Below are 22,809 nucleotides of genomic sequence, written 5' to 3' on the forward strand. Positions count from 1 at the left end.
TTATATATTAATATTATGATAGCAAGCTTGCAGACAAAAAACAAACTCAAGATATTTAACGATCCAATTTACGGATTTATTACCATTCCAAATGCGCTGATTTTCGATTTAATCAATCATAAATATTTTCAACGCCTTCGCCGAATATCCCAAATGGGTTTATCTTATTTAGTTTATCCTGGCGCACATCACACGCGTTTTCATCATGCTTTGGGCGGTATGCATTTAATGCAGAAAGCTGTTCAAGTGCTTCGTTTTAAAGGGGTTGAAATATCTGAAGCTGAAGAAAATGCCTTGTACATAGCCATACTTTTGCATGATATTGGTCATGGACCTTTTTCTCATGCCATGGAGCATAGTATTGTAAATGGTGTGAGTCATGAGCATATTTCGCTTCAATTTATGGAGGTTTTAAACGCCGAATTTAACGGAAGTTTAACGCTTGCCATCCAAATTTTTAAGGGCGAATACAACAGACCCTTTATGTGTGCGTTAATTTCGAGCCAATTTGATATGGATCGAGCCGACTATTTAAAGCGTGATAGTTTTTATACAGGTGTCGCCGAAGGTAATATTAATAGTGACCGATTAATTACCATGCTACATGTGGTGGATGACGAATTAGTAGTGGAAGAAAAAGGCATTTACAGCATTGAGAAGTTTTTAGTTGCCAGACGTCTTATGTATTGGCAAGTGTATTTGCATAAAACAGGTTTGGTTGCCGAACAGTTATTAATGCGTGTTTTACAACGCGCTAAAGAACTTACCCAACAAGGTGTTATTTTAGAAGCCAGTAAACCGTTACAGTTTTTTTTACGGAATGATATACAAATTGCTAATTTTAATAACGAGACTTTAGATACATTTTCTAAACTAGATGATTATGATATTATAATGGCAATGAAAGCTTGGCAATATCACGATGATTTTGTTTTAAAAAATTTATGCGAAATGATTATTAACAGGCAATTATTAAAGGTGAAGCTAAAAAAGAATCCCGTACAGCCGGAAAAGCTTCAGAAGCATATAAATAAATTAATGAAACAATATAAGGTATCAGAGCATGAAGCGGCCTATTTTGTTTTTACTGGTGCCATTTCCAATCAGGCTTATGAACAAGATAGCCAGCCGATAAACGTCTTATTTCAATCGGGTAAAATTCAAAATATAGTAAAAGCTTCAGACCAATTAAACCTAAAAGCACTGTCAAAACCAGTCACAAAATATTATATATGTTATCCTAAAGATAAAATGTAATACATTTTTTCTATTTTTGCTTTCAATGAATTTTACAGCAGAACAAATAGCAGGTATTTTAGAAGGTGAAATTGTTGGCGACTCTACTATTGAAGTTTCCAGGTTATCTAAAATTGAAGAAGGAGCGGCAGGCGCTTTAACCTTTCTTTCTAATCCTAAATACACACCTTATATATATACAACTAAAGCTTCTATTACAATTGTTAATAAAAGCTTTATTCCAGAGAAAGATATTCACACTACTTTAATAAAGGTAGATGATGCCTATAAAGCGTTTTCAAAATTATTGGAATATTATAACCAGGTTAAATTAAACAAATCTGGAATAGAACAGCCAACATTTATTTCTGATTCTGCTAAATTAGGCGAAAACATATATATAGGTGCATTTTCGTACATTGGAAATAATGTAGAAATAGGTAATCATGTTAAAATTTTTCCCAATAGTTATATTGGCGATAATGTGGTGATTAAGGATCATACGATTGTGTTTGCTGGTGTAAAAATTTATTCAGATTGTTTGGTTGGTTCCCACTGCGTTCTTAATTCAGGCGCTATTATTGGAGCTGATGGTTTTGGATTTACCCCAAATGAAAAAGGGGAGTACCATAAAGTACCGCAAATAGGGAATGTTATTTTGGAAGATTTTGTGGATGTTGGTGCAGCCACCACGATAGATCGTGCCACTTTAGGTTCTACAATTATTAGAAAAGGTGTAAAGCTGGATAATCAAATTCAAATTGCGCACAATGTTGAAATTGGAAAAAATACTGTTATTGCTGCGCAAACGGGAATTGCTGGCTCAACCAAAATTGGTGAAAATTGTCAAATAGGAGGCCAAGTTGGTATTTCAGGACACCTTACCATAGGTAATAATGTTAAAATACAGGCACAATCTGGGATTGGTAAAAACATTAAGGATAATGAGGTTTTACAAGGCTCGCCTTCATTTAATTATAGCGATTGGAATAAATCCTATGTGCATTTTAAAAATTTACCAAAATTATTTAAATCAGTAAACGAGATAGAAAAAAAATTAGATGGGAATAATTAATACGGATATCAAACAGAAAACCATAGCTAGTGATGTTTCGCTTAAAGGCGTTGGTTTACACACAGGTAATAATGTAACCTTAACGTTTAAACCTGCTCCTGAAAATTTTGGATTTGCGTTTAAACGCATTGATTTGGAAGGTAGCCCAATTATAGAAGCTGATGCTGTTTACGTAACTAATACGCAACGTGGCACATGTCTTGAAAAAAATGGCGTTACAATTCAAACCTGCGAGCATGTTTTGGCAGCGCTTGTTGGTATGGGCATTGATAATGCTATTTTGGAGCTTGATGCAGCCGAACCACCGATTATGGATGGTTCATCTAAATTTTTTGTTGAAGCTATTGAAAAGGCTGGCATTGTAGAACAAGAAGCCTTCAGGGAAGCTTACGAGGTTACTGATGTCATTTCTTATACAGACGAAGAAACCGGAAGTGAAATTCTAGTGATGCCTGCCAAAGAGTACCAAGTGACTACTATGGTGGATTTTGGCACTAAAGTTTTAGGAACACAGAATGCGTCCATTAAAAATATGGCTGAATTTAAAGCTGAAATATCAGATTCTAGAACCTTCAGCTTTCTTCATGAAATTGAAACACTTTTAGAACACGGACTTATTAAGGGTGGCGATTTAAATAATGCCATTGTTTACGTAGATAAAGAATTGTCTCCAGAAACCATGGAGAAACTAAAAGTAGCTTTCAATAAAGACTCCATTTCTGTAAAACCTAATGGAATCTTGGATAATTTAACATTGCATCATCCAAATGAAGCGGCACGACATAAATTATTAGATGTTATTGGCGATTTAGCCTTAATAAAAACACATATTAAAGGTAAGGTTATTGCTAATAAGCCAGGTCATTTTGTAAACACACAATTTGCTAAAAAAAATGTGTAAGATTATTAAAAATGAGCGTCGTAATAATGTGCCGAATATTGATTTGAATAAAGAGCCGTTAATGGACGTAAATCAAATAATGAATATGTTGCCACATAGACAACCGTTTTTGTTAATTGATAAGATATTCGAATTAACAGATTCTGGCGTTATTGGTATGAAAAACGTAACCATGAATGAGCCCTTTTTTGCAGGACATTTCCCAGGCGCACCAGTTATGCCGGGTGTTCTAATTGTTGAAGCTATGGCACAAACAGGTGGTATTTTAGTATTAAGTACCGTTCCGGATCCAGAAAATTATTTGACATTCTTTATGAAAATAGATAATGTAAAATTCAAACAAAAAGTCGTACCAGGAGATACATTAATATTTAAATGCGATTTAATTTCACCTATACGTCGTGGTATTTGTCACATGCAAGGTTATGCTTATGCTAATGGAAAACTATGTGCGGAAGCCGAATTAATGGCGCAAATTTCAAAAGTTAAATAATAATACTAAATGCAGTTTTTTAAACATAACTTGCTAAATAATTTTACCAATTAATTAATTCTAGTATAAAATGAATCAACCACTAGCATACGTACATCCAGGAGCTAAAATAGCTAAAAATGTCGTAATTGATCCCTTTACAACTATTCATAATAATGTTATTATTGGAGAGGGAACTTGGATAGGAAGTAACGTAACCATTATGGAAGGCGCTCGTATTGGTAAAAATTGTAATATTTTTCCGGGAGCTGTAATTTCAGCAACACCTCAAGATTTAAAATATAAAGATGAAGATACCACAGTTGAAATTGGTGATAACGTGACCATTAGGGAATGTGTTACTATTAACCGTGGAACAACAGATAGAATGAAAACCGTTATTGGTGATAATTGTTTAATTATGGCCTATTGCCACATAGCGCATGACTGCATTGTTGGTAAAAACTGTATCTTTTCTAATAATAGTACACTTGCAGGTCATATTAATGTTGGCGATTATGTGGTTCTAGCAGGTATGACAGCTGTTCATCAATTCTGCTCAATTGGAAACCATGCATTTGTAACAGGTGGTTCTTTAGTAAGAAAAGATGTACCACCATTTGTTAAAGCAGCTCGTGAACCTTTATCCTACGTTGGAATTAATTCAGTAGGTTTAAGACGTCGTGGTTTTACAACTGAAAAAATTACCGAAATACAGGACATTTATAGAATTCTATATCAAAAAAATTATAATAATACACAAGCAGCTGAAATCATTGAAGCTGAAATGGAAGCAACCCATGAGCGTGATGAAATTTTGCAATTTATAAAAGATTCGCAACGTGGTATTATGAAGGGTTACTTCAAATCTAATTAAAAATAAACAAGTAAAATGGCAACAACATCAGATATTCGCAACGGATTATGTATTCGTTATAATCATGATATTTATAAAATAATTGAATTTTTACACGTAAAACCGGGAAAAGGTCCTGCGTTTGTAAGAACTAAAATGAAAAGTGTAACATCAGGAAAAGTATTGGAAAATACCTTTTCGGCGGGACATAAAATTGAAGATGTGCGTGTTGAAACACATAAGTTTCAGTTTCTATATCATGATGGTGAATTTTATCATTTTATGAACCAAGAAGATTATACACAAATTCGTTTATTAGAAGCCGCTTTGGATAGAGCTGATTTAATGAAAGAAGGTGAAGTAGTTACCGTATTAATAAATACGGAGGACAATATGCCGCTTTCTGTTGAAATGCCAGCTAGTGTTATATTAGAAGTAACACATACTGAACCAGGTGTAAAAGGAAATACAGCAACCAACGCTACCAAGCCTGCAACAGTGGAAACAGGAGCAGAGGTAAATGTGCCACTTTTTATAAATGAAGGTGATAAAATTAAAATTGAAACCGATAAAGGGACTTATAAAGAGCGCGTAAAAGAATAAAAATTAGTAAAACAGTTAGTTTTAAAATACTGATTGCTAATTATAGAAATATGAAGTTTCCAAAACCACATACTTTAGAAGAAATTGCCTCGTTAATTGATGTTAACTATATTGGTGACCCTAGTTTTCCTGTGCTTGGTATGAATGAAATTCATGTCGTAGAACCTGGAGATATTGTTTTTGTAGATCATCCAAAGTACTACAATAAAGCACTAGATTCTGCTGCTACCATTGTTCTAATTAATAAAGAGGTTACTTGTCCAGAAGGGAAAGCCCTTTTAATTAGTGATGATCCGTTTCGCGATTTCAACAAGCTCACCAAACATTTTAAACCGTTTCAACCGGCAACATCTGCTATAACAGATTCGGCTAAAATTGGAAAAAATACTATCATTCAACCTAACTGCTTTATTGGTAATAATGTTATTATAGGCGACAATTGTGTTATACATTCCAACGTTACTATTTATGATGATACCATTATTGGAAATAATGTAACTATTCATGCAGGAACTATATTAGGAGCTAGTGCGTTTTATTATAAAAAGCGTCCAGAAGGATTTGATCCTTTAATCTCTGGCGGCCGTGTGGTTATAAAGGATTATGTAGACATAGGTGCACTTTGTACGATTGATAAAGGGGTAACGGGTGATACCACGATTGGAGAAGGTTCTAAATTGGATAATCAAATTCAAATAGGTCATGATACCATGGTTGGAAAGAAATGCTTAATTGCGTCACAAACGGGAATTGCAGGATGTGTAATAATTGAAGATGAAGTAACTATTTGGGGACAAGTAGGCTGTGCAAGTGGTATTACTATTGGAGAAAAAGCAGTTATTCATGCTCAATCAGGAATTAGTAAATCCTTGCCAGGACATAAAACGTATTGGGGAACACCAGCTCAAGAAGCACGAGCAGTCATGAAGGAAATGGCTAATATTAAGCAATTACCCAAAATAATTGAGCAATTAAAACATAAATAAATGACTTCAAAAGCGCTTATTAAATCGTACTACGAATCAGATTTAGCAAATGATGAAACGTTAATAGATAAATTTTATCATAAAGATTGCGTCATTCACTGGAATAGTAGCAGAGGCTATACTAAAATGAATTTTAGCGGGATAACTGCTTTTTTTAAAAGTGTCAGGGAATCATATAATAATTTAAGATTTGAAATAACCCACTTATTGGAAGAAGATGATGTAGTAACCTCTAGACATACCTTATATGCAAACACAATTGAGTCCCAAGGCGAAGAAATGCCAATTGCACATTACATCTGTATTCATCACATAATAGACAATCAAATTCATCGTACTTTTGAGATTAGTCAACCTGCGGATACCGATAGTTTAGATTCAGGCGCATATTCTAAAATAAATTTATAAAAACTCTTTACAAATAGGTGGCAAAACATTACTTTTGTCACGTTTTAAAAACATAAAAAATTAAACTTAGATGAGCGTTTTAGTTAATAAAGATTCAAAGATAATAGTTCAAGGATTTACAGGTAGTGAAGGAACATTTCACGCTGGCCAAATGATTGAGTACGGAACCAATGTTGTTGGTGGTGTTACACCAGGAAAAGGTGGGCAATCCCATTTAGACAGACCTGTTTTTAACACAGTTCAGGAAGCTGTAGAAAAAGTTGGAGCTGATACTTCTATAATTTTTGTGCCACCAGCTTTTGCTGCTGATGCCATTATGGAAGCTGCTAATGCTGGAATAAAAGTGATTATTACTATTACCGAAGGAATTCCTGTAGCCGATATGATTAAAGCGGCTCATTACATAAAAGATAAAGATTGCCGATTAATTGGTCCTAACTGTCCAGGCGTTATTACGCCAGGCGAAGCAAAAGTAGGTATTATGCCAGGTTTTGTTTTCAAAAAAGGAACGATTGGTATTGTGTCTAAATCAGGAACGTTAACCTATGAAGCTGCTGATCAAGTGGTAAAACAAGGTCTAGGTATTACAACAGCTATTGGTATTGGTGGTGATCCAATTATTGGAACAACAACTAAAGAAGCTATTGAATTATTAATTAACGATCCAGAAACAGAAGCCGTTGTAATGATTGGTGAAATTGGAGGTCAATTAGAAGCAGATGCTGCACATTGGTATAAAGCAAGTGGCAGTAAAAAACCAGTTATCGGTTTTATTGCTGGTGAAACTGCACCTGCAGGACGTACTATGGGTCATGCTGGAGCCATTGTTGGTGGTAGTGATGATACGGCGCAAGCTAAAAAGAAAATTATGAGAGAATGTGGTATTCACGTAGTAGATTCTCCAGCTGAAATAGGCAAAAAAGTAAAAGAAGTTATGGGTTAATTTAACCTAATAAAACTGTTAAAAACCTTACAAAATCTTGTAAGGTTTTTTTATTTCATGCAACTTGTATTTATTATATTTGACAAACAACTAATCACATCAGCGAATTATGAAATTATTAGAAGGAAAAACAGCCATAATTACAGGAGCAAGTAGAGGAATTGGTCGTGGTATCGCCGAAGTTTTTGCAAAACATGGTGCAAATGTTGCATTTACTTATAGTTCTTCTGTTGAAGCCGCAAACGAACTTGAAAATGAACTGAATGCGCTTGGAATAAAAGCCAAAGGCTATAAAAGTAATGCTGCTAGTTTTGATGAAGCGCAACAATTAGCCGAAGATGTTGCCAAGGAATTTGGTAGTATTGATATTTTAGTCAACAATGCGGGAATAACCAAGGATAACCTGCTCATGCGTTTAAGTGAAGATGATTTTGATAAAGTTATTGAAGTCAATTTAAAATCCGTTTTTAATATGACCAAAGCAGTTCAGCGCACCATGTTGAAACAACGTAAAGGTTCCATCATTAATATGAGTTCTGTGGTTGGTGTTAAAGGAAATGCCGGTCAAACTAACTACGCAGCTTCTAAAGCCGGAATGATTGGTTTTTCAAAATCTGTAGCTTTGGAACTTGGTTCTAGAAATATTAGAAGCAACGTAATTGCACCTGGATTTATTGAAACGGAAATGACCGCAAAATTAGATGAAGAAACGGTAAAAGGATGGCGTAGTACTATTCCTTTAAAACGTGGCGGAACACCTGAAGATATTGCCAATGCATGCGTATTTTTGGCTAGTGATATGTCTGCCTACATTACAGGACAAACACTAAATGTGGATGGTGGTATGCTAACATAATCCATGACAAACTTAACCATAATATACATTATCCTATCTGGAATTATAGCGCTATTATTAGCGCTTTTTCAGTATGTGTATAAGTCAAAACGGACGCGGACTAATAGTATTTTGGCGGGTTTGCGGTTTGTTACTATTTTTTCAATACTACTGCTATTGGTTAATCCGAAGTTAGATTCGGAAACCTTTTATAATGAAAAGCCAAATTTGGTTGTTGCTATCGATAATTCTAATTCTATAGCGTTTTTGAATCAATCGGATAGTGTGCAACAAATTATCGGCGCTATAAAAAATAATACAGGTTTAAACGAAAAATTCAATATCGATTTCTATGCATTTAGTGATGATATTTCACGTAATGATTCATTAGAATTTAACACCAAACAGACTAATATTTCAAAAGCCATTAAAGGACTTGAAACTATTTATAAAAACACGGTTTCGCCAACCATTTTAATAACAGATGGAAACCAAACTTTTGGTGCAGATTACGAATACACGGCTAAAAGCTACAAGCAGCCTATTTATCCAATTATTGTAGGTGATACAACTTCCCACGTGGATTTAAAAATTACACAACTGAATGTAAATAAATACGCATTTTATAAAAATAAATTTCCCATAGAAGTTATCCTGGTTTATAATGGTGATGAACCAATAACATCCGAATTTAAAATTACCACGGGATCTACAACTCTTTATTCAGAAAACATTTCCTTTAGTAAAACCAATAACTCTAAAATTATCCAAACCACGTTAACAGCTAATCAGATTGGTGTTTTTGCATATCAAGCATCTATTCAAGCTATTTTAAACGAAAAAAATACGGTTAACAATAGTAAGAATTTTGCAATTGAAGTTATTGATGAACAAACCAATATTGCCATTGTAAGCGATATTTTGCATCCAGATTTAGGTGCGCTTAAAAAAAGTATTGAAAGCAACGAACAACGAACGGTAAGTATTCTAAAACCCACCGCTTACTTAACAAAAATGGATGAATTTCAATTAGCCATTCTATATCAACCAAATGTGCGATTCCAAGCCGTTTTCAATAAGTTGAATTCTGATAATCGGAATCGGTTTGTTATTTCAGGATCCCAAACCAATTGGCAATTTTTAAATAGTGTTAGCGCTGATTATCAACATGATCTGGTCTCACAATCGGAAAATTATCTGGCTGTAATTAACCCGAATTATTCGGAGTTTATAATACCAGATGTTGCTTTTGAAACCTTTCCACCTTTAAAAGGTGCTTTTGGAAACCTCAATATGAAAGTGCCTTTTCAAACATTGTTATATAAACAGATAGGAAGAGTTTCTACAGACAAACCTTTATTAGTTAGTTTTGAAAACCAAAATAGGCGAGAAGCTATTCTTTTAGGTGAGAATATTTGGAAATGGCGTGCGCAAAATTATTTAAACAATACGGATTTCAAGAGTTTTGATGATTTTACAGGCAAAATGGTACAATATCTAGCATCTAAAAAACGCAGAGAGCGCTTGAGTCTGGCTTATCAATCGTTTTATGATGGTAATACCAACGTCGTTTTTCAAGCACAATATTTTAATAAAAATTATGAATTTGATAATCGCGAAACACTTTCAATAAAAGTAACTGATGAAACATCAAATAAAAGTAAAACCATTCCTTTGGTACTCAAAAACAATAATTATGAGGCCGATTTAAGTAGTCTGCCAGCAGCAAATTATAAGTTTACGGTTACGGCAAATACGAGTAATATATCTAAATCCGGATCATTTAAGATATTAGATTATAACATTGAGCAACAATTTACAAATGCCAATGTAGCAAAATTAATGCAAGTTGCTAATGCTAAAGACGCTACAGTATATTTTAAAGATCAGTTAGCAGATTTGAGCGCGAATTTATTGGCAGATAAACGCTATGCAACAATTGAAAAAAGTACTAAAAAAACCGTATCTTTGATTGACTGGAAATACCTTTTAGGACTAGTAATTTTAGCCCTTTCGGCTGAATGGTTTTATCGGAAGTATAAAGGTTTAATTTAAATAAAAAACTATGGAAAAATTACCAAAAATTGGATTACCTATTATTGTAGTACTTGTTATTTTAATCGTTTTAGTTGCCAAATCGGCTGTCACTATTGGTTCTGGTGAAGCGGGTGTGCTTTATAAAACTTTTGATGATGGTGTGGTTACTGATGAACCACCTTTAGGTGAAGGGTTTCATATTGTAGCGCCTTGGAATAAGGTTTTTGTATATGAAGTACGTCAACAAGAACTTGTGGAGCGTATGAATGTACTATCGTCAAACGGTTTAGATATTAAATTAGAAGCTTCTATCTGGTTTCAACCAGCTTATGAAAGTTTAGGTAAATTGCACCAAGAAAAAAGTGAAATGTATAAGGAGCGTGTGCTTTTACCAGCCATTCGTTCTGCAGCAAGATCGGTTGTAGGTCGTTACACACCAGAGCAATTATATTCTAGCAAACGTGACGCTATTCAACAAGAAATTTTTGAAGAAACTCAAAAAATTGTTAAGGATCAATACATCCAATTAAATGAAATTTTAGTGCGTGACGTAACCTTACCCGCTACAATTAAAGATGCTATTGAACGTAAATTAAAACAAGAACAAGAGTCTTTAGAATACGAATTTAGATTGGTTACTGCTGCAAAAGAAGCTGAAAAGCGTATTATTGATGCCCAAGGTAAAGCGGATGCCAACAGAATTTTAAGTGCTTCACTTAATGAGAAAATTTTACAAGATAAAGGTATTGAGGCAACTGTTAAGCTATCAGAATCACCTAATAGTAAGGTTATTGTAATAGGTTCAGGAGATTCGGGATTACCAATTATTTTAGGAAATCAATAATTAATTTAAAATTAAAACGAAGTTTGTTAGGTTTTATAAAATAATTTTACAAACCTTTGTTCAAACAAAAAAAGACATGAGTTTTATTCAATTCCATCATCATCATTTTCATACGTGCACTCAAGCAGGCTGAAAATGTATTGAATAAAATCAACATATTAATAAACCCGTTTGAGTATCTCAAGCGGGTTTTTGCATTTTAATCCTTTCGGATTTCTTCTCGTTCTGGTTTACTCAAACATCATTCAAGTTTAACTTAAAAAAAGCTCACATACGTGAGAGATGTTATGAGAAAATTAAAAATTGCTGTTCAAAAATCGGGTCGCTTACATGACGATTCCATGAAAATCCTGAAAGAAGTCGGTATTTCAATTGATAATGGTCGGGATCAATTAAAGGCATCTGCCAAAAATTTCCCTTTGGAAGTCTTCTACCTCCGAAATGGTGATATTCCACAATACCTTGTTGATGGTGTTGTTGATGCCGCTATTATTGGCGAAAACATACTAATTGAAAATGGAAATAATATTTCTATAGTTGAAAAATTAGGATTTTCATCCTGTCGTGTATCAGTAGCCATCCCAAAATCAGAAACCTATTCTGGAATTCAGGATTTAAACGGTAAACGTATTGCCACATCCTACCCAAATACGGTGACTACTTTCCTAAAAAACAACAATTTGGAAGCTCAACTTCACATCATTAATGGTTCTGTTGAAATTGCGCCTAATATTGGATTAGCAGACGCTATTGTGGATATTGTTTCTAGCGGTAGTACCTTATTTAAAAACAATTTGCAAGAGGTTGAAGTGTTACTTCAGTCCGAAGCCGTTTTGGCCGTTTCTCCAAAAATATATCAAGAGGAACTAGATGTTTTGAATAAACTACAATTCCGATTGCAATCAGTTCTAAAGGCTAGAAAATCGCGTTATGTCTTGCTTAATGCCCCGAATGAAAAGCTAGAAAAAATTATTCAAATTTTACCGGGTGTAAAAAGTCCAACGGTGTTGCCATTGGCAGAATCAGGATGGAGCTCCCTACATTCCGTGATTGATAAAAATGATTTTTGGGAAATAATAGACGAATTAAAAATAGCTGGAGCCGAAGGAATTTTGGTATGTCCAATTGAAAATATGGTATTATGATAGTAGTAGAAAACCCACAAAATAAGGTTTGGATGGACTTATTAAAACGTCCAACAGCTTCAGTAGCTGATATTGAAACAACCGTAACTGAAATATTTAAAGATATCCAACAACAAGGTGATGCCGCTGTTTTAAAGTACACCGATATTTTTGATGGTGTAAAACTTTCAAAGCTGTTGGTTTCACCTGAAGAAATTCAGAACGCCAAAATGAAAGTTGGTACCGAATTAAAGGAAGCCATTTTATTAGCTAAACGAAATATTACACGTTTTCACCAGGCACAACAAACAGAAAAAATTGAAATTGAAACCGAAACGGGTGTTTTGTGTTGGCAGGAAAAACGAGCTATTCAAAAAATAGGATTATATATTCCAGGCGGTACAGCACCTTTATTTTCAACAGTCTTAATGTTAGCTGTTCCTGCAAAAATAGCTGGTTGTGAAGAAATAGTTTTGTGTTCGCCTCCCAATAAATCGGGACAAATTGCTGATGAAATTCTCTTTGCAGCCGATTTATGTGGTGTAACTAAAATCTACAAAGTTGGTGGTATTCAGGCTATTGCAGCTATGACCTTTGGTACGGAAACGATACAACCTGTTTATAAAATTTTTGGCCCAGGGAATCAGTTCGTAACCGTAGCTAAACAATTAGCAACTAAATTTGGTGTGGCCATAGATATGCCGGCTGGACCCAGTGAATTACTGGTTGTTGCGGATGATTCAGCTGTTCCTAAATATGTGGCTGCTGATTTGTTAAGTCAAGCTGAACATGGTTCGGACAGTCAAGTGGTTTTAGTCTCAACATCTACAACGCTAATTAATGACGTCATGAAGGAAATTTCGATACAAATGGCACAATTACCGCGAAAGTCTATAACGGAAAAAGCAATGACAAACTCTAAAGCCATAATATTTTCTAGTAATCAGGACGCCCTGAGTTTTATTAATGCCTATGCGCCAGAACACTTTATTATTTGTACCGAAAACGATGCGTTTTTTGTGGATGGCATTCAAAATGCTGGTTCTGTTTTTATTGGGAATTATACTCCAGAGAGTGCTGGCGATTATGCATCTGGAACCAACCACACCTTACCAACAAATGGTTTTAGTAAATCCTATTCTGGTGTAAATTTAGACAGTTTCACTAAAGCAATTACCTTTCAAAAAATTACAAAAACAGGAATCAAAAACATAGGAAATGCTATTGAGATTATGGCAGAAGCCGAAGGTTTACAAGCGCACAAAAATGCCGTATCCATCCGTTTAAAAGACTTGCAATCATGAACATTCAAAATTTAATAAGACCCAGTATCCTCAAGCTGAAACCCTATGCATCAGCTCGCGATGAATTTAAGGATTTTGAAAAAAGCATGACCTTTTTAGACGCAAATGAAAACCCCTTTGAAACAGGTTTAAACCGCTATCCAGATCCGCAACAGTCTGCTTTAAAATGGCGATTGTCAACTATTAAAAAGTGCAATCCCAATCAATTATTATTAGGAAATGGAAGTGATGAAGTTTTAGATTTAATTTTTAGAACCTTTTGCGAACCAGGAAAAGACAATGTAATCTTGTTGCCACCAACATACGGTATGTATGAAGTTTTGGCGAATTTAAATAATATAGAAACCATTAAAATTCCCTTACAAACGGATTTTCAACCGAACGTTTCTGATATTTTAAAGACATCGAATTCAAATAGTAAAATACTATTTCTTTGTTCGCCAAACAATCCAACAGCCAACAGTTTTAAAGCAGAATCTATGGAAATATTACTTCAAAAATTTAAAGGTATCGTTGTAATTGATGAAGCATATATAGATTTTTCTGAACAGGAAAGTTGGAGTAGTAGGTTAGCTGAATTTCCAAACCTCATTGTGATTCAAACACTTTCAAAGGCTTATGGTCTAGCAGGAATTCGTTTAGGTATGGGGATGGCTTCGCCTGAAATTATAAATGTTTTAAACCGCATTAAACCACCTTATAATATCAATCAGTTAACGCAAAACACGGCTTTAAATAAATTAGAAAATTTAGAACTAGTAACCAATCAAATTAAACTGATTAAGGATGAACGTATCCGTGTGCTTTCAGCAATACAAAACATTAATTTCGTTAAGAAAAGATATCCAAGTGATGCTAATTTTATTTTAGTTCAAGTAGATGATGCTAACAAACGTTACCAACAATTAATAGAAAATGAGCTGGTTGTTCGCAATAGAACGAAAGAGCCGCTATGTGAAAACTGCTTGCGTTTTACCATTGGAACACCTAATGAAAACACCAAATTATTAACCGTTTTAAAGTCACTAATATGAAGAGAGTTTTATTTATAGATCGCGATGGCACCTTAATAAAAGAGCCGCAAGATGAGCAAATTGATGGTTTTGACAAACTGGAATTTTATCCACAGGTGTTTCAATATTTAGGCAGAATTGCGAAAGAATTAGATTTTGAATTGGTTTTAATTACCAATCAAGATGGCCTTGGAACCAATGCATTTCCTGAAAACACATTTTGGCCAGTTCATAAATTAATAATGGAAACGTTTAAAAATGAAGGTATAATTTTCAAAGAAGAATTCATTGATAGAACCTTTGCCAAGGACAATGCGCCCACCCGGAAACCAAATACAGGCTTGCTTACCAAATATTTTTCAGAAGATTATGATTTGGCAAACTCTTATGTTATTGGCGACCGGTTAACGGATATAGAATTAGCTAAAAATTTAAACGCAAAAGGGATTTTAATTAATGGTCAAGCTAATTTAGGAGCAAATGAAATTTCACTGAAAGTGGATGCTTTACAGCCTTTTATCGCATTAGAAACGGATAATTGGGAAGCCATTTATACGTTATTGAAAGCAAAAGAACGAGCTGGTTCTATTGAAAGGAATACCAATGAAACGGCAATAAAAATTGATTTAAATATAGATGGTACAGGAAAAAGCTCCATTCAAACGGGAATTGCATTTTTCGATCACATGTTAGAGCAAATTGCCAGACATGGTCAATTGGATTTAAGTATTCAGGTTGAAGGCGATTTAGAAGTGGATGAACACCACACCATTGAAGATACGGCCATTGCCTTGGGTGAATTATTTCAAACGGTTTTAGGTAGTAAATTAGGAATAGAACGCTATGGTTTTTGTATTCCAATGGACGATTGTTTAGCACAAGTTGCTATTGATTTTGGTGGCCGAAATTGGCTCGTTTGGGAAGCGGATTTTAATCGTGAAATGATTGGTAAAATGCCAACCGAAATGTTCATGCATTTCTTTAAATCCTTTACAGATGGCGCAAAATGCAACTTAAATATAAAAGCTGAAGGCACCAATGAACACCATAAAATTGAGGCTATTTTTAAAGCGTTTGCAAAAGCCATAAAGATGGCTGTAAAACGAGATGTTACAAAAATGATTTTACCAACCACAAAAGGCCTTTTATAATGAATGTTGTAATTATTGATTATGGAGTGGGAAACATTAAAAGCATTCAATTTGCTTTTGAACGACTGGGAATAACAGCTGTTTTAAGCCAAGATGTGCAAACCATTTTAGCAGCGGATAAAGTTATTTTACCGGGTGTTGGAGAAGCGGGTTCGGCTATGAAAAAACTGAAAGACACACAATTAGATGTGCTTATACCCAAACTTAAGCAACCTGTTTTAGGGATATGTTTAGGCATGCAGCTGATGTGCAATTATTCAGAAGAAGGAAACACCAAAGGATTACAAATATTTGATACAGAGGTAAAACGCTTTTCAAATGCTGTAAAAGTCCCACAAATGGGATGGAATACCATTACAAACTTGAAATCAATGCTATTAGAGACCCTAAAAGAGAATGAATACATGTACCTTGTTCATAGTTATTATGCCGAAAACTGTTTGGAAGCCATAGCATTAACGGAATACGATATAGTCTATGCCTCTGCCTTAAAAAAAGATAATTTTTACGGTGTTCAATTTCATCCAGAAAAAAGCAGTTTGGCCGGAGAACAACTATTAAAAAACTTTTTGGCATTGTAATTTGAGTAGGCCTTCAAAGAATTATAAAATTGGCGTTTAAAAGTCAGATTGAAAAAAATAAAATTATGAGAATTATACCAGCAATAGATATTATAGGTGGAAAGTGCGTCCGACTCACCAAGGGTGATTATGATACAAAAAAAATTTATAACGAAAACCCATTAGAAGTCGCCAAACAGTTTGAAGATTCCGGGATTGAATACTTGCACTTGGTGGATTTAGATGGTGCCAAAGCGAGTCACGTTGTAAATTATCGCGTTTTAGAATTATTAGCTTCAAAAACAAGCTTAAAAATCGACTTTGGAGGTGGATTAAAAACAGACGACGATTTACATGTCGCTTTTAATTCGGGCGCACGGCAAATTACAGGAGGCAGTATTGCCGTAAAGAATTCGGATACATTTACAGGCTGGCTAGAAACCTACGGATCGGAAAAAATAATACTAGGAGCCGATTGTTACCCTAATGAAACAGGTGGAACAATTGCTGTTAGTGGATGGCAGGAACGGAGTAATCAGGAGGTCATTCCGTTTGTAAAAAGCTATCAAAAAAAGGGCATTCGCTATGTAATTTGTACAGATATTTCAAAAGATGGTATGTTAGAAGGTCCAGCCTTAAATCTTTATAAAAACATGTTGGAAACTTGCACGAATAGCAGTGCGCGACAATCTATTAAACTAATTGCGTCGGGAGGTGTTTCTAATATAGATGATGTCATCGCCTTAAAAGCATTGGGTTGTGAGGGTGTCATTATTGGAAAAGCACTTTATGAAAACAAAATTCAACTCAAAGATTTAGCACGTTATATTTAGAAATTATGCTTACAAAACGAATCATTCCATGCTTGGATATTAAAAACGGGCGCACCGTAAAAGGCATTAATTTTGTCGATTTAAAAGATGCTGGTGATCCCGTAGCTCTGGCAAAAAAATATGCGCAAACGGGTGCTGATGAACTCGTATTTTTAGATATTTCAGCGACATTAGAAGGTCGGAAAACACTAATTGATATGGTATTACAAGTTGCCAAGGAGGTGAACATACCTTTCACCGTGGGAGGTGGAGTAAGTTCCGTTGAAGATGTGGACTTGCTATTACAATCCGGAGCTGATAAAGTAGCCGTAAATTCTGCAGCTATTAAACGACCTGAATTAATTAAAGAATTATCTGATAAATTTGGAAGTCAATGTGTCGTTGTTGCCATAGATGCCAAACAAATTAAAGGCAAATGGAAAGTCCATTTAGCAGGCGGAACCATTCCAACCGATTTGGATTTATTTACATGGGCAAAAACCGTAGAACGTCTTGGTGCAGGAGAAATTCTTTTCACATCCATGGATCATGATGGTACCAAAAATGGCTTTGCAAATACCGCATTAGCACGTTTATCCTCTGAATTACATATTCCTATTATAGCGTCTGGTGGTGCCGGAACGACAGCCCATTTTGTAGACACTTTTCAAAAAGGGCTTGCTGATGCAGCTTTAGCAGCTAGTGTGTTTCATTTTGAAACTATCGATATTTTAGAATTAAAAAAAGAATTACAACAAAATAATATACCCATTCGCTTATCATGATAATCAATTTTAATAAATACGAAAACGGATTAGTACCAGCAATCATTCAAGATTATACTACCAAAACAGTATTAATGCTGGGTTATATGAATCAGAAAGCATTCAATAAAACTCAAAAAACAAAACGCGTTACATTTTTCAGTCGCTCAAAAAATCGGTTATGGACTAAAGGTGAGAGTAGCGGTAATTTTCTAGAAGTTCAAGAAATTCAGGTGGACTGTGATCAAGATGCTTTATTAGTTTCCGTAAAACCAGAAGGACCAACTTGTCATACAGGATCGGATACCTGTTGGAACGAAAACAATGAATCTAATTTTGGTTTTCTTTCAGAATTGGAGCGTGTTATTACAGATAGAAAAGCTAATCAAAAGGAAGACACGTCCTATGTGGCATCGCTTTTTAAAGGTGGTATTAATAAAATAGCACAAAAAGTAGGAGAGGAGGCAATTGAAGTTGTTATAGAAGCAAAAGATGAAAACGACTCTTTGTTTCTCAACGAAAGTGCCGATTTGTTATTTCATTATCTTATTCTGCTGCAAGCAAAAGGATTTACTTTGAAAGATGTAGAGGCTATTTTAAAAGCACGTCAAAAATAAATCAAGAAATCCAGCCTTTAGCAATAGCTGATTTTGAAAACATAATTAAGTAAACGCCAATTACTAAAACCATAATAGGCATTATTAGAGCTCCTGGTCCATATACTTCCATATTATTACTGATGAAGAAATTATGTGACATTTGAATAATAATGCCTATTAATGAAATTAAAAACACGATTCTCGCCCATTTTTTGCGCAGCAGTAACCCTATGGCTCCAAATGTTCCACCAAATACAGCTATGGCAAAAGCTGCGGTAACCCAAGCTGGTAAATCTGCGTACAGAGTTTGTTCAGCTTCAGGTAATTTTTGCAGCGCATCTTCTGTCATGAATGCTTGTGTTAAATAAGCTGAAACACCCATTAAATTCCAAATTAATGCAACGATGCTGATAATCCAAAAGGATTTAGGTGGTTTTTGTATTGTGGACATAATCGAGGTTTGATTGGTTAATATGTTAAACAAGATAAGAATAATTTGTAAACCATGATTAAAATAGTAATTTTCGGAACTCTTAAAAAAACTCCGAAGTGTTCGAAAAACGCCACTATTACTTAATTACTTGTCAATATTTAGGTTATCGATTTCATGGTTGGCAAAAGCAACCACAATTAAAAACGGTACACCTAATGATTGATAAAACGTTGAATTTTATTTTGGAAGGGAAACGGTTTAAAACCTTGGGGTCCGGTAGGACAGATGCTATGGTTTCAGCTAACGAGGCCGCCTTTGAGTTGTTTATTTATCATGAGATAGAAGATTTAGATGCTTTTCTTAAACTCTTCAACCACAATTTACCGCAAGATATTAGAGCTTTAACTATAACAAAGGTGGATGCCGATTTTAATGTGATTCAAGATTCCAAGGTTAAAGAATACCTGTATGTTTTTGCTTATGGCAATAAGTTTCATCCGTTTTGCGCGCCTGTAATTACAACTATTTTAGATCCATTGGATATAGAACAGATGAAAGCCGGGGCTAAATTATTTGAAGGCGAACATTATTTTAAATCCTATTGCTATAAGCCCACTGATAATGGTATTTACAACCGGGAGATTTTGACATGTGAGATTGTTGAAAACACCATGTTTACGGCAAACTTCTTTCCTGAGCAATCCTTTATTCTCCGGGTTAAAGGAAAGGGTTTTATGCGCAATCAAATCCGCCTTATGATGGGCGCTTTGATCGAGTTGGGTAGAGGGGAGAAATCCCTAGAAGATATTACGGAAAGTTTAAAACCTAATAATCATATAGCAGTTCATTATATCGCGCCAGCTTCTGGATTAATCCTTAATAAAATCGAATTTGAAACACTAAAAGATGCGACAAAGGTTTAATTTTTTAATGATGTAATTTGACTTTGTATCATTGATAGAGCTAATAATATTTTTGATAACGCCAAGCTAAATCTCCGTTTAAGCGTAAATTTGAATTCCAAAGTGGTGGAGAACTAATAGCTCAAAAAACGGATGAGCGTCAAAATATCAGAATTTAATAATAACGCCATTTTAAGGAAAACGCAGCAAAACAAATGGATGAACAATTTTCAGAAGCTTTAGATAACTTATATGATAAATTAGAAGGATGGTTTAATGCAATCATTGAAAATATCCCTAATTTCGGTTTGGCGATACTTGTTATATTTGCCTCTTACTTTTTGGCTAAATACATTAATAAGTTTACATACCGCTTAGTATCAAAACAAGTTAGGCAAGATTCTGTTAGCAGAATGGTAGCTAAAATGGCGGCTGTTGTAATTGTTTTGATTGGTTTGTTCCTATCTTTAGGAATCTTAAATTTAAGTAAAGCATTAACATCTGTTTTGGCAACAGCAGGTGTTGCAGGTTTAGCTATTGGTTTAGCGTTGCAAAACACCCTATCTAATACAGTTGCAGGTATTGTGTTATCTTTTAGAGAAAAAATACAAATTGGTAATTGGATAGAAACCAATGGATTTTCTGGGGAAGTTTTAGATATTAATCTGAAAAATTTTGTCATGAAAGAAGCCGATAATAATGTGGTTATTTTACCTAATAAAATCATTTTAGAAAACCCATTAAAAAACTACTCATTAACGGATAAAATGCGAATTTTTATCAACTGTGGTGTTGGTTACGAATCTGATTTAGAACAGGTAATGCAACTAACCAAAGAAACCATTGCCAATGCTTTTGATCAAGTTGAAAAAGCGGACGATGTAGAATTTTTTTATACGGAATTTGGTGACAGCTCCATAAACTATTTATGTCGTTTTTGGGTAGAAGCCGTAAACAAAAAACAGGAATTGGAAGCACAAACCATAGCCATGATTGCCATTAAGAAAGCTTATGATGCAGAAGGCATAAATATTCCTTTCCCAATTAGGACTTTGGAATTTAATAATAAATTAGGATTGCAAAAAGAAAATCAAGAAACAACAAAACAAGAATCTTCAAAAGATGATACAACGAAATAGTTGAAAACATTATTTGAAGTATTATAAAACTATTTAAAATTTTAAAATGAGTATTAATTTAAAATCAAACAACATGAAAAAGCTAGTATACATAGGCGTATTCCTTATTTCGGGAATCGTATTTGCACAGGAAAAATCAAGAGATAAAATGTCTACAACAGAAACTAAAACTGTAACGGTAGATGATGGACAGAAAGTTACTCAAAAGAAAGTTAAAGTAACCACAACAGAAGAAGGTGAAGTAAAGCTGTCTGAAGGAGATGCCAACAAAGTAAACCAAGAACGCATTGTAAATGGAACTGATAAAAAAGTTACGCAAACAATTGAAATTGATAATGATATGGATCCCTTTTACGACTCTAAAATGGAAACTGTAAATTATCAAAAAGACGGGACGGATTATAAATTTGTTAAAACCTCAAATGGATTTGATGTTTCTTCAATAAAGCCAGACATGGAATATGGACGCGCTATAAAAAATGTGGAGTCTAAAAAATATGAATTTAAAACATCTGATTTTTCAGGCGTTGGATATTTTGATAGTGAAGGAAATTTTGTTCTAGAATATTATGATAAGGACACCAAAGAATACGTTACTAAGAAATTTATGAGTTTAAAATAATAGTAACCTTATAAAATAAATGAAAGACTGTCAGTTTATGACAGTCTTTTTTTATAATTTTAAAATAAAAACAATATGGTACCAATTGATAAGCGCATATTCCCTTTTTTAAAGAAATTAGAAGAAAATAACAACAGGGAATGGTTTACAGAAAATAAAACGGAATTTAAATCGATTGAAAGTGCCGTTAAAAAGTCTGTTAAATCCTTATTTGAAGCCATGAAGGTTCATGAAGATATAGATCAGTTTAAGATATTCCGTATTTATCGCGATGTGCGGTTTTCTAAAAACAAACTTCCATACAAAACACATTTTGCAGGATCATTTAAGCGTCGTAAGCCCGAATTACGAGGTGGCTATTATTTACATATTTCCCCAAATAACAAATCGTTTATTGCCGTTGGTTTTTGGGATCCTAATAAAGAAGATTTACTCCGAATTCGAAAAGAGTTTGAAATGGATGCCTCGGAAATGCGCGATATCATGACTGCCGAATCCTTTAAATCCGTTTGGGGAGATCTGGAAGGTGATGAATTAATTTCAGCGCCAAGAAATTTCGATAAGGCGCATCCAAATATTGATTTAATAAGAAAGAAGCAATACATATTCACAAGAAAATTCAGTGATACTGACGTGTTAGAACCCAATTTTTTAGAGGTGGTAAACGCTTCTTTTAAAGCAGTAAAACCCTTTTTTAATTATATGAGTGATGTACTCACTACCAATTTAAATGGTGAGCGTATTATTTAATCTCTAAAATTTTATGGGTAATATTATTAAACGTCACCGTATCGCCAATAACTTTGCCTTTTAATAATTGACCAATAGGAGATAGGAGTGAAATACCAAAATAGGATTGATTTTCGGTTTCTAAAACACCTATACTAATACTTATAAAAAAAGTATTCTGTGTGGTTTTTACAATACTTCCTAAAGAAACAGTATCAGAATTCTTTTTAGGATTAATTAATTTTAAGGTGTCTAAAGTTTTGGTAGCATCCGTTAAGTGTTGGGCGTTCTTTTCCAAATCATTAAATAACTTGCCGTTTCCTGAATCATCCTCCATATCATTACTTTTGTCATTGGCTTCAATAGATTCTTTTATGGTTTCTATTTCATCTTTATAACTAGCAATACGTTTTTTTACATAGCTAAAACAAGCTTGTAAAAGTGCTTCTTTTTCATTCATA

General features: G+C 34.2%; 24 protein-coding genes and 1 pseudogene. 23 read left to right on the top strand and 2 right to left on the bottom strand.

The genetic code is table 11. The annotated features are described in order from the left end of the window. The first annotated feature begins 27 nt into the window (after positions 1-27). The 19 genes and pseudogenes from GMA17_RS04420 to hisIE all read left to right on the top strand — a co-directional run bounded on the left by GMA17_RS04420 (position 28) and on the right by hisIE (position 18,541). Complete coding sequence (locus GMA17_RS04420; RefSeq protein WP_248400613.1) at positions 28-1,257, top strand: HD domain-containing protein; 1,230 nt, start codon at positions 28-30, stop codon at positions 1,255-1,257. Between the two features lie 25 nt (positions 1,258-1,282). Beyond that, positions 1,283-2,311, top strand: a complete 1,029-nt coding sequence (gene lpxD, locus GMA17_RS04425; protein ID WP_248399525.1) for a UDP-3-O-(3-hydroxymyristoyl)glucosamine N-acyltransferase — start codon at positions 1,283-1,285, stop codon at positions 2,309-2,311. Continuing rightward, positions 2,298-3,705 (top strand): annotated as a pseudogene (locus GMA17_RS04430) (bifunctional UDP-3-O-[3-hydroxymyristoyl] N-acetylglucosamine deacetylase/3-hydroxyacyl-ACP dehydratase). Before lpxD ends, GMA17_RS04430 begins: the two are co-directional and overlap by 14 nt. Positions 3,706-3,775: 70 nt before the next feature. Next, the gene (gene lpxA / locus GMA17_RS04435; RefSeq protein ID WP_066247995.1) at positions 3,776-4,561 is read left to right on the top strand and encodes an acyl-ACP--UDP-N-acetylglucosamine O-acyltransferase; all 786 of its coding nucleotides are present in this window, start codon (positions 3,776-3,778) and stop codon (positions 4,559-4,561) included. Positions 4,562-4,576: 15 nt separating this feature from the next. Continuing rightward, entirely contained in the window at positions 4,577-5,143 is a 567-nt protein-coding gene (gene efp / locus GMA17_RS04440) for an elongation factor P (protein ID WP_248399527.1), read from the top strand. A gap of 50 nt (positions 5,144-5,193) precedes the next feature. Beyond that, a complete protein-coding gene (locus GMA17_RS04445; RefSeq protein WP_248399530.1) occupies positions 5,194-6,129 on the top strand; it encodes a UDP-3-O-(3-hydroxymyristoyl)glucosamine N-acyltransferase in 936 nt (311 codons plus the stop codon). Next, the gene (locus GMA17_RS04450) at positions 6,130-6,537 is read left to right on the top strand and encodes a nuclear transport factor 2 family protein (RefSeq protein WP_248399532.1); all 408 of its coding nucleotides are present in this window, start codon (positions 6,130-6,132) and stop codon (positions 6,535-6,537) included. It begins immediately after the preceding gene. Positions 6,538-6,607: 70 nt separating this feature from the next. Next, positions 6,608-7,480, top strand: a complete 873-nt coding sequence (sucD, locus tag GMA17_RS04455) for a succinate--CoA ligase subunit alpha (RefSeq protein ID WP_248399534.1) — start codon at positions 6,608-6,610, stop codon at positions 7,478-7,480. A gap of 109 nt (positions 7,481-7,589) precedes the next feature. Beyond that, positions 7,590-8,336, top strand: coding sequence for a 3-oxoacyl-[acyl-carrier-protein] reductase (gene fabG / locus GMA17_RS04460; protein WP_248399536.1), 747 nt, complete (start codon positions 7,590-7,592; stop codon positions 8,334-8,336). Between the two features lie 3 nt (positions 8,337-8,339). Continuing rightward, positions 8,340-10,370 carry a VWA domain-containing protein gene (locus GMA17_RS04465; protein ID WP_248399538.1) on the top strand — a complete coding sequence of 677 codons (2,031 nt, stop codon included), beginning with the start codon at positions 8,340-8,342 and terminating at the stop codon, positions 10,368-10,370. Positions 10,371-10,380: 10 nt separating this feature from the next. Then, positions 10,381-11,196, top strand: coding sequence for a prohibitin family protein (locus tag GMA17_RS04470; RefSeq protein ID WP_248399540.1), 816 nt, complete (start codon positions 10,381-10,383; stop codon positions 11,194-11,196). Between the two features lie 287 nt (positions 11,197-11,483). Beyond that, positions 11,484-12,341, top strand: a complete 858-nt coding sequence (gene hisG / locus GMA17_RS04475; protein ID WP_248399542.1) for an ATP phosphoribosyltransferase — start codon at positions 11,484-11,486, stop codon at positions 12,339-12,341. Then, positions 12,338-13,624, top strand: a complete 1,287-nt coding sequence (hisD, locus tag GMA17_RS04480; protein WP_248399544.1) for a histidinol dehydrogenase — start codon at positions 12,338-12,340, stop codon at positions 13,622-13,624. The genes hisG and hisD overlap by 4 nt, the downstream gene beginning before the upstream one ends. Next, entirely contained in the window at positions 13,621-14,658 is a 1,038-nt protein-coding gene (gene hisC / locus GMA17_RS04485; protein ID WP_248399546.1) for a histidinol-phosphate transaminase, read from the top strand. The genes hisD and hisC overlap by 4 nt, the downstream gene beginning before the upstream one ends. Next, positions 14,655-15,788 carry a bifunctional histidinol-phosphatase/imidazoleglycerol-phosphate dehydratase HisB gene (gene hisB, locus GMA17_RS04490; protein ID WP_248399549.1) on the top strand — a complete coding sequence of 378 codons (1,134 nt, stop codon included), beginning with the start codon at positions 14,655-14,657 and terminating at the stop codon, positions 15,786-15,788. Before hisC ends, hisB begins: the two co-directional genes overlap by 4 nt. After that, positions 15,788-16,369 carry an imidazole glycerol phosphate synthase subunit HisH gene (hisH, locus tag GMA17_RS04495; protein ID WP_248399569.1) on the top strand — a complete coding sequence of 194 codons (582 nt, stop codon included), beginning with the start codon at positions 15,788-15,790 and terminating at the stop codon, positions 16,367-16,369. Before hisB ends, hisH begins: the two co-directional genes overlap by 1 nt. A 65-nt stretch (positions 16,370-16,434) precedes the next feature. Next, on the top strand, positions 16,435-17,181 hold the full coding sequence (gene hisA / locus GMA17_RS04500; protein WP_248399571.1) for a 1-(5-phosphoribosyl)-5-[(5-phosphoribosylamino)methylideneamino]imidazole-4-carboxamide isomerase: 747 nt from the start codon (positions 16,435-16,437) through the stop codon (positions 17,179-17,181). Positions 17,182-17,186: 5 nt separating this feature from the next. Beyond that, the gene (gene hisF / locus GMA17_RS04505) at positions 17,187-17,945 is read left to right on the top strand and encodes an imidazole glycerol phosphate synthase subunit HisF (protein ID WP_248399573.1); all 759 of its coding nucleotides are present in this window, start codon (positions 17,187-17,189) and stop codon (positions 17,943-17,945) included. Then, complete coding sequence (gene hisIE / locus GMA17_RS04510) at positions 17,942-18,541, top strand: bifunctional phosphoribosyl-AMP cyclohydrolase/phosphoribosyl-ATP diphosphatase HisIE (RefSeq protein ID WP_248399575.1); 600 nt, start codon at positions 17,942-17,944, stop codon at positions 18,539-18,541. Before hisF ends, hisIE begins: the two co-directional genes overlap by 4 nt. A 1-nt stretch (position 18,542) precedes the next feature. On the opposite strand, the gene GMA17_RS04515 is transcribed toward hisIE, so the two are convergent. Further along, positions 18,543-18,974 carry a hypothetical protein gene (locus tag GMA17_RS04515; protein WP_248399577.1) on the bottom strand — a complete coding sequence of 144 codons (432 nt, stop codon included), beginning with the start codon at positions 18,972-18,974 and terminating at the stop codon, positions 18,543-18,545. Positions 18,975-19,072: 98 nt separating this feature from the next. Here GMA17_RS04515 and GMA17_RS04520 point away from each other — a divergent pair, with 98 nt between their 5' ends. The 4 genes from GMA17_RS04520 (at position 19,073) to GMA17_RS04535 (ending at position 22,369) form a co-directional block, all read left to right on the top strand. After that, a complete protein-coding gene (locus GMA17_RS04520) occupies positions 19,073-19,879 on the top strand; it encodes a tRNA pseudouridine(38-40) synthase TruA (RefSeq protein ID WP_248399579.1) in 807 nt (268 codons plus the stop codon). Between the two features lie 194 nt (positions 19,880-20,073). Further along, entirely contained in the window at positions 20,074-20,997 is a 924-nt protein-coding gene (locus tag GMA17_RS04525) for a mechanosensitive ion channel family protein (protein WP_248399581.1), read from the top strand. 73 nt (positions 20,998-21,070) lie between these two features. Beyond that, on the top strand, positions 21,071-21,619 hold the full coding sequence (locus tag GMA17_RS04530; protein WP_248399583.1) for a hypothetical protein: 549 nt from the start codon (positions 21,071-21,073) through the stop codon (positions 21,617-21,619). Positions 21,620-21,694: 75 nt separating this feature from the next. Next, positions 21,695-22,369 carry a DUF2461 domain-containing protein gene (locus GMA17_RS04535; protein WP_248399585.1) on the top strand — a complete coding sequence of 225 codons (675 nt, stop codon included), beginning with the start codon at positions 21,695-21,697 and terminating at the stop codon, positions 22,367-22,369. Here GMA17_RS04535 and GMA17_RS04540 read toward each other — a convergent pair. Continuing rightward, the gene (locus GMA17_RS04540; RefSeq protein WP_248399587.1) at positions 22,362-22,808 is read right to left on the bottom strand and encodes a transcription elongation factor; all 447 of its coding nucleotides are present in this window, start codon (positions 22,806-22,808) and stop codon (positions 22,362-22,364) included. The genes GMA17_RS04535 and GMA17_RS04540 overlap by 8 nt on opposite strands. Position 22,809: the final 1 nt, after the last annotated feature.

Source organism: Bizionia sp. M204 (assembly GCF_023205095.1).
GTDB classification, from domain to species: Bacteria; Bacteroidota; Bacteroidia; order Flavobacteriales; family Flavobacteriaceae; genus Algorimicrobium; species Algorimicrobium hallyeonense.